Source organism: Acinetobacter sp. KH_038 (genome assembly GCF_057839405.1).
Genome location: NZ_CM174489.1, coordinates 2,298,950 through 2,316,295 on the forward strand (window position 1 = coordinate 2,298,950; position 17,346 = coordinate 2,316,295).

Consider the following 17,346-nt stretch of genomic DNA (forward strand, 5'->3'; position numbering starts at 1 on the left):
TTTGCGCCCTTAGCTTAACTGGATAGAGCAGTTGCCTCCTAAGCGACCGACGTGGGTTCGAGTCCCGCAGGGCGCACCACCCCAATAACAGAATATAAAACATTTTAGTTAAAAGACATTTATATTCAATCATATATAATAAAAACATAGAAGAATATAGGTAAATATATAAGGATATAGTTGCAAAATATAAGGATATGATTGAGGATATATATAGTTCTACTCAATATGTATCCTTATTTGATCATGGCCAAAAAGACTATTCCGCTATCTGACTCCAAGTGCACTGGGGCAAAACCACAGGAAAAAGACTACTCCCTATATGATGGTCATGGCCTTATTTTGTTCATTCGAAAGAGTGGTTCAAAGGTATGGCGATTTAAATATAAAAGAGCCAGTGGCAAAGATGGATTGATGACTTTAGGCAACTTCCCTGCATTAAGCTTAAAAGCGGCCAGAGAAAAACGCCGTGAATTAGAAGAACTAATAGCTAATGGAATAGATCCAATTGAACACGCCGAAATACAGAAGGCCAAATCAAATAATGCATATAGTTTTGAAGTTATAGCTCGAGACTGGCATAAGGAATACAGCAATACTGGTCGCTGGATTGCACATACAGCCGAAAGAGCATTAAAGAACTTGGAAGACTATGTTTTCCCTACCATTGGACAGCAGTCGATAGATGCAGTCAAACCTAGAGACCTTGTTAAAGTTTTACGCTTCATTGAAGAAACTGGATATACGGAAGTATTGAAGAAAACTCGTCAAAGGTTCAGCAGTATATTTTCTTATGCGATATCGCGCGGTCTCATTGAAGAGAATCCCGCTTACTTCCTAAAAGATGTTTTTGTGATAACGAAGAAGTCTAAACATCATCCTCAATTACCTTTAGAGCAACTACCTGAGCTTTTGCAAAGATTAGAAAATGATAAAGGCCATCCTATAACAAAATTATGTACGGCATTTGCACTTCATACATTCGTGCGTTCCAGCGAATTTCGTTTTGCACGTTGGAGTGAGTTTGATCTTCAAAAAGGCCTATGGACCATTCCTGGAGAAAGAGAGTTTATTCCGGGGCAGAAATTTTCTAATCGTGGTGCCAAAATGAAGTTAAATCATTTAATTCCATTATCGCCTCAGGTTATCAATATCCTAAAAGAGATCCATCCATATAGCAGAATGACAAAAAATGTATTCCCTAAAAATGGTGACCCACAAGGTTTTATTAGTGAGTCTACGATCAATAAAACCTTACGCCGTATCGGCTATGACACTAATAAAGATATATGTGGACATGGTTTTAGGGGGATGGCTTGTTCTGCCTTGGTACAAAGCACTCTATTCCAAAAAGAAGCGGTAGAGAAGCAAATGAGTCACCAAGAGCGTGATCAAGTACGTCTTGCTTACACTCACCAAGCCGAATATTTAGAGGAACGTAAAGCTATGCTCAACTGGTGGAGCGACTATCTAGAAGCTAACCTAGTTGGGTATATCAGCCCGTATGACTTTACTCAGCAATTACTTAATGATGATGTAATCAATTTCAAATTTGCAAAACTGGCGAAATAACCGGTTTTAACAGTTTGCTAAGCCTAGGCTGATCCCCGAATTCCAGAGGCCCAATCTGGTTGGCTTAGCTCCTATTTTTTGGGGTGCCTTGGGAGGCATAAGTGGCTTTAATTAAAACAATTTCTGAATTACCAATATGGTTTAACATTAATAAATATCAAGAAAATAATGAATCAGCCTATGAGTTTTTACAGCAAGTTATTTATAGAAAAACCTTATTAGATTTTTTAAATGATCCTAACTTTCTAATTCCAGTAGAAATTGAAGTTGATGAGTATGATGAATTTGGTTTCATCTTTGGGTATATACCATATATATCATTAAATAAAGTAAGAGCTGTTAAGAAAAAATCAATCGAAAGTAATTCTTCAGACTTTGAGGAAATGCAGAAAATTTTGAATTATGCATTACAAAAAATAGAAGCAGACCCCTTATTGAAAATGGGCTTTAGAGGTCTAAAAAGTAGTCATGAGTATGCCTGGATATATTGTTTAAATCAGTATGCAAAAAAATATTACAATTACGACCTTCCACCAATTGAAGATGTAACTATTCAAGATATTGGTAAAAAATTTTGCATGCTTTCTGATGAAATAGCAAAGTATTTACTCTCTAATTTTAGAAATGAATACAATCAAGAAGGCAGGGTAAAAAAAATAGCTGCGCATCTAGAGGCATGTGGTTCGATTCATCTTTCAGATGGTTTTGAGCCTAAATTTGAAAATGATGATCTATATGATTTAGGTCAAAATTTTACTGATTCACTATCAAAAGAAGATTTTCAGAGAATAGAATACGATATATCAAAAAATTTCTTGAAAATTGAACGAGATGTTTGCGAATTGGAACATCCTCATGATATCCAACCAATGATTCGTGTAAATTTAGCATGCGATGACAATCTCATTAAAGATCAATTTAATGAATGGCTACAGAAGCAAAGAAGCACTGTAAATAAGATATTAGTGAGTCATCAAATGGATACAGAAATTAATAAAAGTAAGGCAAGACAATCCCTAATATATAAAGTCTATACATACCAGACTCTTGCATATATGGACTTAAATATTTGGTCTTTCATGACAGATAATAGAATAAAGTTATCTGTATTTGCTCAAGCTCTTTATCCTAATGGTGCTTACGATTCAGAATTTGTTAGAAAAATTTTAAGACCGTTAGTGGAGCAATTATTGATTCCATCTAGTGATGAAATTCTAGAACTATTCCATTTAAGAAATATGGAAGATTTTTAATTTTTTTTCCCCCGCTTTATTTTATTGTTTTATTTACCTGAATTTATTTTCAAACAAAAACATACTTCAACCATGTTCATGCAAAAACATGGTTGTAATTATGCATCAAGCAACACCAATTCGAATCCAACTCAGTACCGCTTGTCAGCTGCTCGATGTGACACGTGAATCACTTCGCCACATTATTCGTAAAGACCCTACATTCCCAAGGCCTATGAAAATGGGCACATCAAAACAATCACCTGTTTTCTTCGATTATCAAGAATTAGTCGACTGGCACAACAGCAAGAAAGAAGCTGCTACTGAGATGGAGGCATAATTATGAATGCTTCTAATCTTTTATTAACAGCTCATCAAATGCTCAGTCCCGAAATAGCAGATCTTGTTCAGTCAGAACCACGTGCAGTAAATTTATCTATTGAACGACTTGCTAAACGGGGAGTTATTCAACTTCCACCAATGATGAAAGTTGAAAATAAACAGTCAGTTAGCCCTAATAGATTTTCAAATGTATACGTATTTTCAGGTGAACAGGGAAAGCTTGACTCAATTACTGTTGTTGCTCAACTATGTCCTGAATTTACTGCAGCAATCGTAAAACGCTGGTATGAGCTTGAAAAGCAGGTCCCAGCATTCGATATCAGCAATCCTCAGCACCTTTTGCAAGCGATCGAAGTCCAGGCTAAACAGAATCTGCAATTAACTTCAGAAAACCAAGTACTGTCAAAAGCAATAGAAACGATTACCCACACTGAATACGGCGTTAAATTCCAACAGGCTTGCAAAATCCTAAATGTGAAGCAGCAAGAACTGGCTGAATGGCTTCGTAAGCATAACTGGGACCGATATTTGAATAACTCCAGAGCCTCGACTTACTACAGTGAAAACCGCGGGTACTGTGAAACTAAGTATTCACTCAAAGAAGGTGTAAAGCCTTCAGGTCAATCATACAGCTATACACAGACTGAATTCTTCATATTGCCAAAAGGCATGCAGATCCTCGCTAAAAGATTTGAGGAGCGGCCATGAATTTTCAAAATATTTTCTGTTTAAGGCTTCTCAAATTGAAAATGATCGGCTATATTGATCGTGTTCGGTGCAAAATCATCGAATTAGCTTTGGTCGGCTATGAATACACAAGCGCATACAGTCCGCTACGGGCTTTTTTTATGCGTAAAATCTCTATGCTTCTGCATCTCTATGGTGAAGCTGGAGAGGGACATCTTCGGATGTGCAGGTCTCTTGTGTACCTGTCGACCAACCCTTTTCAGCTTTGCCACCCTCACTTGGTCGTGACTGGTAAAGCTCCTAAACAAACACAAGGGGCGCATTCATCATGAACGCTAAAGTACAAATTCAATTTCCAGAACAATCAATTCCTTTTTACAGTGCAGATGATGTACTAACCGTCTATTCACTTGCATTTGACGCTACGGTACAAATTCGCACATTAGTAAATCAAATCAGTAAATCTATTATCAAAATAAAATCAGCTGCTCATGAAAATAAAGCTGACAACCCTATTTTTACTGAACTTGAAAATCTAATTAAAGTATCTCTCTATCTTACTAATAGCCAAGCAGATGCTTACAGCCTTGAACAGCAAAGATATCAAAAAGAGTTTGATGCTCAATGTGATGCTGGCGATCTGCTAGATGCGCATTCTTTAGTATTTACTAACATGGTTTGGCTCTCCACTATGCTTGGCCAAATTAAGCAAGAAACAGCTCAACTTAAAGACGAATTAACAAAAAAAGGTTTTCATTTGGCCTGCTTTTATTCACTTGAAGGTCTTATTGAAATTTGTAAATACCTTCTTGAAGAGCAAGTAAATACTTCCGATTCTGAACGCGAAAATTATGAAATACAGTGGGAGGCTACTAAAAATGGATAAGCCTTCTATTTCATCAGAGAAAACTAAAGTACAGCCAGAACCGACTGTTGAGCATACAACACCACCCTCATCAGCTGCATATGTTGAATCAGTACGTATTACTCCGACGCGGCTCTGGAATGCAGTGCTGGAAAAGTATCATCAAGGGGGATCAAAAGGAGGTCGGAGTGAGTAATATGCTGATTAATGAGCCTCCTCTCATGTTCTCTCCTACTCTTGCTACTGAGCTTGGAAGCATTGAAGCTGCTGTTTTCATGCAACAGCTTCATTTCTGGCTGAGCGTATCAAAGCATCAGTACGATGGTCGGGCGTGGATATATAACAATACTGATCAATGTGTTGAAATGATGCGAAATACAGTATCAAAACGCACTATTGAACGTATCATTTCGAACTTAAAAAAATTGAACCTCATCGATGTTCAGAAATTGCATTCGAATAAGTGGAATAAAACTAGTTTCTTTACTATTAATTATTCGGAATTGGTAAAAATTGATCAGAAATATAGCTCAAACCCAATAGCTGTGCATACCGCCAAAATGGCGGAATCGATACCGTCAGAATGGCGGAATCAAGACCGTCAAAGTGGCGGAATCGAACGCGCCAAAATGGCGGAATCGATACCGTCAGAATGGCGGAATCAAGACCGTCAAAGTGGCGGAATCGAACGCGCCAAAATGGCGGAATCTTTACAGAAGAATACAACAGAAGATAACAAACAGAATATTACCGATGTTCAGTTTGAAGAATTTTGGAAAGTTGTACCGAATAAGGATGGCAAAAAGCCTGCACAATCAGCTTTCAAAAAGGCTATTAAAAAGGTGTCTCTTGAAGATCTAATTATTGCCTACAAGGCCAATGTACAAGTGTGTGAGTCTCAGAATCGTTTTAAGAAAAACCCTGCAACCTGGTTAAACCAAGAATGCTGGAATGATGAATCTATTCAGAACGTGATTAAGCAATTAAAGAATCCACAACAAGCCCCAAACCCTCAAAACTTTCAAGCTGACATGGGGGACTGGTAATGATCGAGATCTATAACAACTCTATCGAGCAATGTGTACTTGCTGCACTGATGACTGTTCAGAACTCACTTGAAACCGTGATGAATGATCTAGATGAGAATTGTTTCTACGCAAGTCGTCATCAGGAGATTTATAAAGCCATTACTGACCTTGCCAATGAGAACAAACCTTACGATGTGGTTTTCGTTGAGCAGAAGCTGAATGAAAAAAGTTCACTTGTTGGCATAACTCCTGCTGAATACCTGATGACGCTAATGTCAGATGCACCATCGAGTTTCTACAATCTGGAATCTTATGTTGCTGAACTCAACAAACTGAAAGCGCACCGTGAAGTTGAAAAGATGGGCCGAAGTATTCAGGAAGTGGCAAGAGATTTAACCGTACCTGATGTGCATAACGCTGCTGAAAATATCCTGAACAAGGCGACCACCAACGAGAAATTGGAGAAGTCTAGTTTTACGTTTGAGGAAGCATTAAAACGCGCTGGTGATCAGTTAATCCAGAAAGCAGAAGCAAAAGCTAACAAGCAGTATACAGGTGTTAAGTTTAACCTGCCTCATCTGGACAACGTAGTGGGCACCATTCAAAGCGGACACTTTTGTGTGATCGGTGGTAGACCCGGATCAGGAAAGTCCACTCTGGCGCAAATGGTGGCGATTCAGACCGCTATGCAGTTCAAGGAAGCGGTACTGGTTGTATCTGCCGAAATGGATGTGGAGACATTCACAAATCGCTGTATCTCAGCACTTACTCAGATTCCATACGACAACATCCACAATGCCGAGCTATTCGACGGAATGATGAAGGATTTTGCATATGCTCAGGATCGTTTTAGCGAGCTACCGATTCACATCGAAGATAAGCAGAAGCCCACCATTGCAGAGATTCACTCTTATGCACGTAAGGCCAAGCGCAACTACAAGAAATTGGGCTGCATCATCATTGATTACCTGCAACTGGTACGCGACCCGACCAAGAAAGACCGCTATCAGGAAGTGAGTTCAATCAGTCGTGATCTAAAGGCCATGGCGAAGGAATTTGATTGCCCTGTAATCGCACTGGCACAGCTCAACCGTGAATCTGAAAAAGGTAAACGTCCAAAGGCATCTGATCTGAAAGAGTCTGGCCAGATCGAGCAAGACGCGGATCAGATTTTATTGGCCCATCCAATTGTGAATAGTGATGACGAAATGCCGAGCGGTATTACGGAAATCATTATCGCCAAAAACCGTCATGGCAAAAAAGGCGTAGTTCGGGTGATGGATCGTTTAGATATTTGTCGATTTGCGTCAGTGCGCTTAGAAGAGTGAGAACAATACATGGGTCATAAATTAATTTACTTAAATCATGATGCGCTTAATCAAATCCAGGGGAATACAATATGATGTTTATTCAAGGTGATCGCGTAGATTCTACTGCATCAGGTAAATCATTGACCGAAAGATTCAAAAACTTAAGAACCCAAAAAAAAGTTAAGGAATTTATTGTCAAACTCCGTGGCTACAAGCGTCCGGACTTCAATCGAATGATTCTGGATCTAGGTCGTCTTGGTTGGACACATGAGAAAATCGCCTTTGTATTGCCTGTCTCTGGCGCTTCCACTGTGTCTGAATGGGCGCGTGGTGGTGTTCCAAATTATGAGAACGGTGAAGCGCTTATTGAGCTATGGCGAGCTGAAACAGGTGTTAGTCGTGAACCGCGCGAAGGCGAGTGGGGAACTTATCAATATAAGATTGGACAGCTGGATCTTCTCTGATACCGCTTTAATTAAAGCATTTCATCAAATTTAATAATGACTTTTCTTATGTAACGAGTCATTAAATTATACGAACCACCCAATTCTCATACATGAAAACACACTGTTTTCATGTATGTAATCTATAGTTTTTATGCTGTGTAACGCACAGTTTTTATGCTGTGTAACGCACAGTTTTTTGCTCTGTAACGCACGGTTTTTTGGCATGTAACAGAGGTGAATTTCATCAATTTTTGTTTGAAACGCACATTTTGGGGCTGTGTAACGGTAGACATGAGTAAAATTTAATCTATGTATTCAAGAATTATTAATCAGTCTGTTATTTAGCTACTATTCTCATGGGCTGAAAGTCATCAATATGAACTTTTTTAGCCTTTAGCAAATCCTCTCTTTTACCATCTATAACCAAGACGGCGCGCTTAACCTGAACTGTCCAAGTACGATCTGCTCCACACATTGTTTCAGATTCAAGAAAAACATTTCCAAATGCTTTACCCTGAAGATTTTGTATATCGCCGTAGGTTATTACATTTTCCGAAGTCCCCTGCACTCTGCCGGATCTGTCCTTTGCTACCAGGTCTAAATACAGTTTGTCATAGGTCCCAAGAAAATCATGGATCGTCACATCCACCACGGCGGAACAGATCCCTGAGTTCACATAGCTGGTCTTAGAATGCTGAAGTGTAATTGGGGTGGCCAAAGAGACTGAGCTCATGAGAGCCATTAAAGAGAATGCTATTATATTCTTCATGATGCGAAATTCCTTTTTCTACTAAAATTATGAATGTGGTGTTATCAAAGGCTGTATTTCAAGTGAGTCAAGCAAGCCACTTTCTCTTTCCCAGGTATCGACAGCTTTGATCCCGTAACGACTACTGGAACGTCCATGCGCTTTAATCACTGGTTCAGGAAAGTTCTTTTTATTTCGCCAGCTGATCAAAGTACCTTTAGTAATTCCATAGCGCTTTAATAACTCAGGTGTTGAGATATATAAGGTCATCAATTATTCCTCAAAGTGTAGTCATACTAATCAAGCTATTCAGCAATAACTGCAACTTTGAATTGTATTTCACATTCATTCTTCACATGTTCTTAGTGGGAATGTATAGCTGTAAAGTTCCATAAAATCACTATTAATCACTTTAAAGGAAAAATGAGTGCCATTGACCCTATAAACTTGAGAAGTGCCAATAGCTGAGGAACAAGCGTAATTTCTAATTAATTGACTAAACTTTTCCAAGTCTATTTTTTCCGATAAATCCTTTTTAGTTTCAATATCTCTTAGCGCATAAGTCTGAGCAATTAAAGGCCTGCTTAACACCATGGTTAATAGCTCGGTATCAGCATCAACCTTTCTAGGTAACGTCGAAACTACCTCATTAGTAATTTGACGGGTAAGCTCATTAAAGCCATCAATATCAATAATTTCATATTTCTCATTAACTATCTTGGCGTCGATTAATGAGCGATCAAATCCGCTCTCTGCAAAAGCTACCGTTGAATAACTTAAAAATAGTATGAGTAAAAATCTATCCAGCATATCCCCTGCCTTACTTGTCTCATGACACCATTTGATGTTGAATTTCGTCTATTTATAAATATCAATACACCATAGTAATCTAAAAATTAAAAAAGGAGCCGAAGCTCCTAATTTTATTATTCTGATAAATCCCACCAGTAACTATTACCTAAGTTCTCCAGACGCTGCTGTGTTCTTGGTAAATAATCAGGATCAATCATATTCTGCATTTTGGAATACAGCATTCGATCTACGACCAGCTTACTGTACCAAAGATTCTGCAATGGAATATTGCTTTTCAGAGTATTAGCCACCTCCATCATCCGGGTAGATTCCTTCCCCTCAATGATGTTGTTACCCATACCTGTTAGCAGCATACCCAACTTCATGCTTTGGCCTAATAATGGGCCACTGATAAAGTCTGATGCACTTCGACCGGTTGGATCTGAAAGTGCAGACATGATGTCACCCAGGAAGGAAAGCCCGCCACCTTTAAGAAGTGACTTACCAAAGAAATCAATCGTAAATACCGGCTCTGGATTCTTACCATTGGCCAAGTTCTGAGTCTGGACAATCAATGCACCGGCTAAAGTTTGATAAGCCAATAGCGAAGCTAGGAACGTCACCCGGCTCTTAATATCTCCCTGGGCAAAGGCACGATGACCAATACGGAACATATAAGCCAATGGGAAGCCTTTGAACTGGAATAAGGTACGACCCAATTCCCCCTGGATGGTTCCGGCTTCGCCCAAGTTAATGATGCTGCGCTCACGTACACCTGCTTCAATAATAGCGACTGACTCCTCATTGAAGATATGAGTCTGATACTTCATTGCAGCCTTATAACGAGCATCCGCTAATAACTCTTTCTGTCTTGGTGTAATTGAGTTATTGAGGCGATCCATAACATGCTGACGTTTTTCCTGGCGCTCAGCAACCTTTGTCTGGTATTCAATAAACTCTGCATCTAAGGTATTTACACGCTTATCGAGTTCTTTATATTTCTGAGTAACTGCCTTATTCGCACTACTGTCAGTACTGCGCATTTTCGTACGAAGCTCTGTCATTCTTCGCTCAGCATTACCTAAGCGATAGCCAAGATCCTCACCACTCTTGTAATTTCTTCTGGAGTTTCGCGATATAGATGAATCAATTTTTTGATCTGTCTTTTGCTTAATGCGTGTTTGCTCTTGAGCTTTGCGAACTTCAAAGTCAGTATCAAGGCGCTCTTGCTTTAATGCAACCAGATCCTTAAGTTCATTTAGTGTATCTAGTTCTTTTTGCACATTAACATCGCGGCGTGAAGCATATCGATTTAAACGCTCAGAAAGCTTACCTTCATACTCAATCAATTTGTCTTTTGATAGTTTGCTTTTGCTATTCAGCAATTCGGTAAAGTCGGAAAACTTACCCTGAATCTCTTTCTCAAAAGTCTTGATCTTATCGTTCAGCCTGGTTGTTTTTGTTACAACCTTGTTGTCTAGGCTTTCAAGTGTTCGCCCTAACTTCTTCGCCTTATCCGTCAGATTATCGATGGTTTTACCCTGGGTGATGCCATCAATAAAACCTTTCAGATCTTCCTGATTTTCAATCGTACGAATATACGTATTTAAGTCTGCTTGTGCTGCGGATGCCTCTTTTTGAGCATCAATAAGATCAATACGATCCTGCAATGCCTGCTTTTCAGCTTGAGCTTGGGCATCTTTCCTGTTTGCATAATCTAATAATCGCTGTGACAAGCTGCGCTTAATATCATCTAACTTTTGTTCTCGGTTTTTAATGCGTAGGTCATCAATAGCATTACGATCATTTAATTCCAAAACCTGAGCATCAATTTCATCTTTAAGAGCTTTTAATTCTGGTGATGCAAAGTTAATAAATATATCATCAGGTGCATTAAAGAAATCGTTCTGAGTCAGTACCGCCGTCCCATCTTCACGCTTACTTGGCTCCAGCTGCTGCCATAATTGCCAATCACGTTCAGTAATACCATTCCCTTGCAGAATCTTAAGATCATCTGCACCAAGATCATTCCAATCCGTTTTACGGGTCATTTCAGCAAGCTTATTCATATGCACCAGATTAAGCGCTCGTTTCGCTCCTGCAGTGACGGCGTTCAGTCCTGATAGTTTCATAGTCGTTGCAGCAAAAGCCTGCATACGTGCATTAAAGCGGCCTGACTTGGTAGCACTGCTGACAATATCAGCATCACCAAAACGAGTCATTGAACCGGCCATTTCGTTAATGCCAAGGCCAAACCGCAATGCTTCATCACGTGTGGCACCCTGTTTCAATTGCTTCATGTATTCAGGGAGGATCGATTTGGTATAGGACAGACCCAGCATATTAGCGACCTTCTTCATACTGGCATGGTCACCAAAGGTCGTCAGCGTGGTACCACCTAATTTAGATGCAACCATTAAGGCACGTAGTCCACCCATAACGTTACCTAAGGTTGAATCAATCGCCCGGGTATTGGCATCCAGGGTGTTATACATCGACATGGCCCGATGAGCCTGCTTATCAATCTCACCATGTTTCATGCCATTCTGTGGATCTGCTTTCAGTTTGATCTTGGCTTCATCCAATAGCGACTCAAAGGTATGACGAGGATTGGACCCAAGGTTCTGCATCATGGCCACTTCTGTACTCATGCGGTGAGTATGGTTTTTCAGAATCTCATGAAACCCTGCTTCATCATAAGTTCCATATTTCTTCTGATATGCCAGCCATGCGTCACCATCTTTGAAATGCAAAGCTCTGGATTCTTGGTGACGATTTGCCATCTTGGAGCGACCACCTACAGGTGATGCACCTGCTTTGGCCTGTTTATTCAGTATCAGTAAGTCTTTGTTGGCGCCGTTGGTTGAGATGGTTTTATAAATCTCCTCAAGCATGGATTTAAGCTCCAGCTCATCCATCAACTCACCAGTCTCTTTGACATACTGATTACGATCGACTCCAGCCAAGGTATCGTTCACCCACTCTGATTGATCTGTTAGGGCTACTTTCTTCTGATCATGCGAGGTCATAAAGCCAAAGTTATCGAGCTTCTTAATATTCCCACCAGCCCTGTTGAAGGCTAAACGCATTTCCTCTAGGGCTGCACTTACTTCTTTGGCCATCGCCGTAATTTCTGGATTATCAGACTTGCCACCAAACATGACCCGGATAATGTCGTCAGTCATTGCCTTGTTCACTGACATACCAAAGCGCTCTTGTGTCTTGGTAAACACATCAGCAACCAATGACATCCAGCGACTGTGCAAGGCTTGGGATTGCTTCTCTATAGACTGGATACCACTCTGATCCGAGAAGTATGCAATCTTCCGCATTAAAGCTTGGACCGGGTTTAATTTAGGATGGTTATAGATTTCGTTCTGTAGCTGGGCCTTGATGATGGCATCCCGGGCAATGTTCTGATTGTTCTTAGCGATCTGGACGGCGAGATCCGTAGCAGTTTTCTGCGCAATCGCTTCAGCACGTTCAGCAGGACTTTTAAACATCCAATCAGGATCTGTTCTGGCCAGAGTATTTTGTGCCCGGATATACAGTGATGAAATACGATTACTATCAGCTGCACTTAATTTTCTTTTACCTAATGCCTTTGCAACTTGTTCTCTACATTCAGCTCTCATGCTGCTTCACTCCCAAATCTTAATGCGCAGCTTGCCAATGCTTTCACTGCCTGAATTTCATCTTTTGCGATTTCTTCTTGCTCTTTGACATAGTCCAATAGATCTCGGGATGACATCGTCACAATTTCCTCATCCCCGTTTTCATCCAGACGCGTAAAGGTCACTTCCATATCGGGATCTGCTTCCAGAATTGAAACCGCTTCCCTACCGTCTGCCGTATCAGTGAATGCACCGTATTCCCCTTTGCTAGACTTGGTTAAGTCCGGTGCACCATCAACCTTGGACTTGCCTGGTTTCCAAAACTCCCGTTCTAATGCCTGGGTAGCTTTATGCTGTACTGAAGTTAATTCAGGACTATCGGCTTTACCATTAGCAGGATGGGCAAATAGATCATTTCCATTACGTGTAGCCTTTACTGGGCTAATGGTGCCATCCTGATTAATCTGGCGCTGGAATGTCGTATTAGAAGTACTATTGTGTAGCTCTTGAATAATTCCCCCATCCTCCATTAAACGCTCTCGTTTGAGATAGTTTTGCGATCTGGTCGGGGTCCAATTGTCTATACCATCAACAATTGAGTTTTGCGGAATATTCGAACCAGGTGTCCTGGTATTGATATCCGAAGTATTCGATTCTGGATCAGTAACAATAACTCGTTGTTGTTCTGGCTCAAGCTGGTAAAGATCAGAATCCAATGTATCCAAATTACGGTTGGCACTATTACCAGGGCCAGATAAATCGACCTGAGGTTCAACATACGGCGTTCGATAAGCACCACCTTCAGAATACTGATAATGCGCCGTAGCCTTGAGGTATTCCAGATCCTCCTTGGTCAATGGAGAAGATAGGGCTTCAAACTCTTCCTGGAGGGATTTCACACTATGCTCATCTGCACTGAGTACAAAAGGCATTGCTTCAATTTCAGCATCAGATTGGGACTTGTAAGCAGGTGGCGCAGTTATATCAGACTCAAACTGTGGGAACTCTGATTCACTCCCTCGGACTTCAGTAGATCTTACTGAAGCATCTGGACTAACATCACTATAAAGACTTGCGATTTCGTTCCAGCGCTTTTCGTATTTGGCCTTTACTTGTCCTACGGTCATACCATTGAATTGATGACTTGAAGTGATACCTTCTGCAATCTGTCTTGCAGTCTTTTTCTGATTGCCTTTACTCCAGCGTGTGGCCACATCTACAAAAAGCTCATTATCTTTGGCTTTTAAAAAGACTGGTCCACCCCCCTCACCAAAGAAGTGCAGGTAGTAAAGCTCTAGGCCATTCGGATCTCGATTAAAGTGACTACGAAAAACCTTGGCATTGTGCTCGTAGTAGTTCAGGCCCGCTTTAATTTGATCATTACCATCAAACTTATTCTTACCTCCCATACGGGCAAAGGTGCTATCCAAAGTCTGAAATAAGCCGGTGGCCGATGAAAGCAACTCCCCATTTCTGCCCTTTGGCTGGATTGAAGTACTGAAGGTGCCACCAGTTTCCAAATGGGAAATGATTAAGGCATCTACTGGATTGATACCCCGTTTAGAGGCTTCCTGGACAATCGTTTTTGTCCAAGGTTTTTTATCAAATACAGGATTAGTCAAAAGCTCCGCTATTACTGGCGCTTTATTTTCATCAGTATTAATAGCACCTGGTCTTACGATAGCTTTCGGTGTACCTGTTATTGGTACCACTGGTGTACTGGTTACGACTGCTTTAGGTGTTCCGCTCACTGGTGCTTTTAAGCTGACCAGCTCATCATTCAGTGCGCTCTCCATTGCACTATCCAATGCATCAAAGTGTGAATTGGCTTCTTTAGCATTAGTTGGGCTAAATGGATTCGTACCCTCTGCATGCTCGATGTTGGCCTGAATATGAGCCGCATCATTCATGGTATCTACATTACTATGGTCTTTGATCTGCTCTGGCCGTAAACGCCCTTTGTTCGCCCACAAGTTGAGTAGCAAGGCCATCCCGCCGTTTGCTGCCAATGTGGACGGACTCAATGCATTTTCCTTTAATGCTTCACCGTATTGAGCGACTTTCTTATTTTCATTGTTTTCAAGAAATGAACCTTCAAGATAATCACCAGCTACGCCAGCTCCAGTAGCCAGCGCAGTAGTAGCCACAGCATCAGCCACTACAGATTTAGCAACACCATGGGTAGGAATAGCAAAGCCCAGAGCATCTGTAACCCCTTTAATAGCCCCACCGGTGCGAGCCGTTTTTATATCCGCCCCTTTGTTAAGTAAGTCTGATTTCTCTGCTTCAAAGGTCTGGTACCCGAATAATCCAGAATTCAATGCCAAACCAGGTACACCGCCTGTACCTAGTGTAGTGACGGCGTTCCAGCCAATACGTGTAAAGTCTTTGGTCAGGCCATAGGTAAACTCACCTATGCCACCTAAATCATCAGGCTTAAAAATCTCGAGGTTTTGCGCTCTTAGAGCTGCTGCTTTCTTGTCACCACGTACTAAGGCATCTGGGGCGGTAGCTGCCTCAATGGTACCCATAGCAACACCGGAAACAGTACCTAATACGCCGTCAGCAAGTCCACCGCGCTCACTTTTAGGTTTAAAGCGAGGGTCGTCCTGATTTAACGTTAATTCATCATCTGCTAAAAAATCCATCTCTACCTCATCTCACTTTAAAAGTTAAGCGTGTTTGACGCTTCTTATCGGTGGCATCCATGATGTACTTGGTACCATTCTTGAAGTAATAGACGTATGGATTTTTTGGATCTTGTTCCAAAGGTAAATCCAAGAAGAAGTCTTTATCAGATCCGCCATAGTTACGGGCATTGCGAGAGTTAAAGCTCTCCAGCTGCTCACGAAAAGCCTTTTCACCAACAGTATGAGGCCGTAACACTACTGATTTACTTCCGAAGAATCCCCCTGAGGTGAACTTGCCTCCTGTGACATTCTTGGCAGCTCTATTGAAAAGCTCTTCATCAATGGTTTTATTTAAAATATTGCCTTTGGTATCAGTCACCTTCTCAGCTTTTTGAACCAAATAAGCATAGTTAGCTTTGATTGAATCCAGATAGATTTGAAAGTCAGGTTTACCTGGTGAAGTAATACCAGCTAAATACGTTTCTGTTTGCTTTGTTAAACCGTTTTCATCTACTTTGACCAAGCCTTTTTCAATCAGATCCTGACCGGTAATAATCTGGCCAGCAATATCTTGTAGACCCCTGTTATTGAGTGAAGCGGATAAACGATATGAGCCACTTTCACCAGCAATACTGTTGATCATGTCTCTAGATGCATTGGCATTGCCAGCACTAGATTTATAGAGGCTAGTCACTAAATTCAACTTATCGCCTGGTCTAGCTTTTTCCCAGAACTGCTTTAATTCAGATTGTTGTTGAGTAGAGAAAGGATTTAAGGACCCTACAGTACCGTTCAATATATTGTTGGCATGAATAGATTTGATGTTCTTAGACAGCGCCGTAATGGCTTCAGGATTGCCGCTTAGAATCGCATTGGTTGGTACTACTGTTAGATCTTGGCCAGTCTTAATCGAGTAAGCCAGAGCTGAATTATTTTTCTCATAGCCCAGCATATTTTCATGCGTTTTAGAAAGAAGATTTAACTTCCAACTCACGTCTTTAGCATTATCTTGCGCCGTATTTTGAGCCTCTGAACGCCTTTTACTGAGGTAAGCTTCGCGCTCATCCGCTCCCAGTCTCATGAACTGCTGGACCTCAACCAAGGCCCCACTATATTGAACAAACTCAGATTCTTTTTGAGTTCCCTGCACACGTGCCAAACGAGACTTGATTACTGCCTCACTTGGAATTAATCCAGTTTCAATGTCTGCCTTCATTTCATTAACAGCATCTTTAGCATCATCATCTAACTGCTTTTGCTGCAAGGCAGCCGCACGTTTATTTTGATCCATTTGAGTGAGTGCACGACCACTCCAGTAGACAGCCTGCTCTTGGGTTAAATTGGGATGTTTTGCTATTACAGCTTCAGGAGTCGTTAGTTCAGTAAGCTTTTCATTGTCCGACTTATTTCCTAAATAGAATGCAGCTACCTCATTGCTGGAGCGATTATTTTTATATTCGTTATAAGCATCTTTAACATGGGCCAAAGGTAGGCTCTTAGATTGTCCATATGTAGCTAAACCATTCCAAACTTCTTGCTCGGAAGCATTCGGGTTCTTTAAATAATTTTCTTTCATGTCCTTGAGCTGGACAATTGCCTGTTGCTGCTCTGACTTCTGCGCGATCGGCAAATACTTCGATGCACTTTGATAAGAATGCTGTTCGAAGTAATTATTAAAGTTTTGCTCAAACTGCTTTGGTACGGCAGTTTTATACTGGGTCTTGATTGACTCAAGGCTTTCCTGTCTTTGCTTTACTGCATTATCGTAGGTCAGTTCTCCACTCTGCATTTTAAGCAGCAAATCATTATCAACAACGCTGATATCAGCACCAATCTTGGATGACTGTAATGCAAAATCAGCCTTCTCTGTTTTATCCTTTTCCTCTTTACGTGCCTCAAGCACACCATCAATAGCTTTACCAATACTTCCGAGTCCGGTTATTGGTGTGTGCTGCTGCAATGTTGGCCGTGATACTGCTCGGCCTTGTGAACGTGGAATTAATGCCATTTTCTTTCTCGAAGTAATTTACTCAATACTTCAAAATTAAATGGTTATGTGTCCCCAAAAAATGGGTATATT

14 protein-coding genes, 1 tRNA gene and 1 pseudogene are annotated in these 17,346 nt (G+C 40.8%); 10 read left to right on the forward strand and 6 right to left on the reverse strand.

Going from position 1 to position 17,346, the window contains the following annotated elements; all coding sequences use genetic code 11:
* Positions 1-3 precede the first annotated feature (3 nt).
* The 10 genes and pseudogenes from AC3IT7_RS10845 (at position 4) to AC3IT7_RS10890 (ending at position 7,500) form a co-directional block, all read left to right on the forward strand.
* Positions 4-79 (forward strand) — tRNA-Arg (locus AC3IT7_RS10845).
* A gap of 167 nt (positions 80-246) precedes the next feature.
* The gene (locus AC3IT7_RS10850; protein ID WP_489248481.1) at positions 247-1,572 is read left to right on the forward strand and encodes a tyrosine-type recombinase/integrase; all 1,326 of its coding nucleotides are present in this window, start codon (positions 247-249) and stop codon (positions 1,570-1,572) included.
* Between the two features lie 101 nt (positions 1,573-1,673).
* Positions 1,674-2,825: a DUF6387 family protein gene (locus AC3IT7_RS10855; RefSeq protein ID WP_489248482.1), complete on the forward strand. Its 1,152-nt coding sequence runs from the start codon at positions 1,674-1,676 to the stop codon at positions 2,823-2,825.
* A 100-nt stretch (positions 2,826-2,925) separates the two neighbouring features.
* On the forward strand, positions 2,926-3,144 hold the full coding sequence (locus AC3IT7_RS10860) for a hypothetical protein (RefSeq protein ID WP_029574968.1): 219 nt from the start codon (positions 2,926-2,928) through the stop codon (positions 3,142-3,144).
* A gap of 2 nt (positions 3,145-3,146) precedes the next feature.
* Entirely contained in the window at positions 3,147-3,854 is a 708-nt protein-coding gene (locus tag AC3IT7_RS10865) for a phage antirepressor KilAC domain-containing protein (protein ID WP_489248483.1), read from the forward strand.
* A pseudogene (locus AC3IT7_RS10870) lies at positions 3,851-4,165 on the forward strand (hypothetical protein). The gene AC3IT7_RS10865 and the pseudogene AC3IT7_RS10870 overlap by 4 nt, the downstream one beginning before the upstream one ends.
* A complete protein-coding gene (locus AC3IT7_RS10875; protein ID WP_489248484.1) occupies positions 4,162-4,719 on the forward strand; it encodes a hypothetical protein in 558 nt (185 codons plus the stop codon). The pseudogene AC3IT7_RS10870 and the gene AC3IT7_RS10875 overlap by 4 nt, the downstream one beginning before the upstream one ends.
* A 176-nt stretch (positions 4,720-4,895) precedes the next feature.
* Positions 4,896-5,744: a hypothetical protein gene (locus AC3IT7_RS10880; protein ID WP_489250009.1), complete on the forward strand. Its 849-nt coding sequence runs from the start codon at positions 4,896-4,898 to the stop codon at positions 5,742-5,744.
* Complete coding sequence (locus tag AC3IT7_RS10885) at positions 5,744-7,054, forward strand: replicative DNA helicase (RefSeq protein ID WP_489248485.1); 1,311 nt, start codon at positions 5,744-5,746, stop codon at positions 7,052-7,054. Before AC3IT7_RS10880 ends, AC3IT7_RS10885 begins: the two co-directional genes overlap by 1 nt.
* A gap of 71 nt (positions 7,055-7,125) precedes the next feature.
* Positions 7,126-7,500 (forward strand): hypothetical protein, encoded by a 375-nt coding sequence (locus tag AC3IT7_RS10890; RefSeq protein ID WP_489248486.1) that lies wholly within the window; start codon positions 7,126-7,128, stop codon positions 7,498-7,500.
* Positions 7,501-7,819: 319 nt separating this feature from the next.
* Here AC3IT7_RS10890 and AC3IT7_RS10895 read toward each other — a convergent pair whose 3' ends face one another.
* The 6 genes from AC3IT7_RS10895 to AC3IT7_RS10920 form a co-directional block, all read right to left on the reverse strand.
* The gene (locus tag AC3IT7_RS10895) at positions 7,820-8,251 is read right to left on the reverse strand and encodes a hypothetical protein (protein WP_489248487.1); all 432 of its coding nucleotides are present in this window, start codon (positions 8,249-8,251) and stop codon (positions 7,820-7,822) included.
* A gap of 27 nt (positions 8,252-8,278) precedes the next feature.
* Positions 8,279-8,500, reverse strand: a complete 222-nt coding sequence (locus AC3IT7_RS10900; protein ID WP_010326202.1) for a hypothetical protein — start codon at positions 8,498-8,500, stop codon at positions 8,279-8,281.
* 75 nt (positions 8,501-8,575) lie between these two features.
* Positions 8,576-9,040: a hypothetical protein gene (locus AC3IT7_RS10905; protein WP_489248488.1), complete on the reverse strand. Its 465-nt coding sequence runs from the start codon at positions 9,038-9,040 to the stop codon at positions 8,576-8,578.
* Between the two features lie 116 nt (positions 9,041-9,156).
* Positions 9,157-12,657 (reverse strand): hypothetical protein, encoded by a 3,501-nt coding sequence (locus tag AC3IT7_RS10910; protein WP_489248489.1) that lies wholly within the window; start codon positions 12,655-12,657, stop codon positions 9,157-9,159.
* The gene (locus AC3IT7_RS10915; RefSeq protein ID WP_489248490.1) at positions 12,654-15,284 is read right to left on the reverse strand and encodes a lysozyme family protein; all 2,631 of its coding nucleotides are present in this window, start codon (positions 15,282-15,284) and stop codon (positions 12,654-12,656) included. The genes AC3IT7_RS10910 and AC3IT7_RS10915 overlap by 4 nt, the downstream gene beginning before the upstream one ends.
* Before the next feature lie 7 nt (positions 15,285-15,291).
* The gene (locus AC3IT7_RS10920) at positions 15,292-17,274 is read right to left on the reverse strand and encodes a hypothetical protein (RefSeq protein ID WP_489248491.1); all 1,983 of its coding nucleotides are present in this window, start codon (positions 17,272-17,274) and stop codon (positions 15,292-15,294) included.
* Positions 17,275-17,346 lie beyond the last annotated feature (72 nt).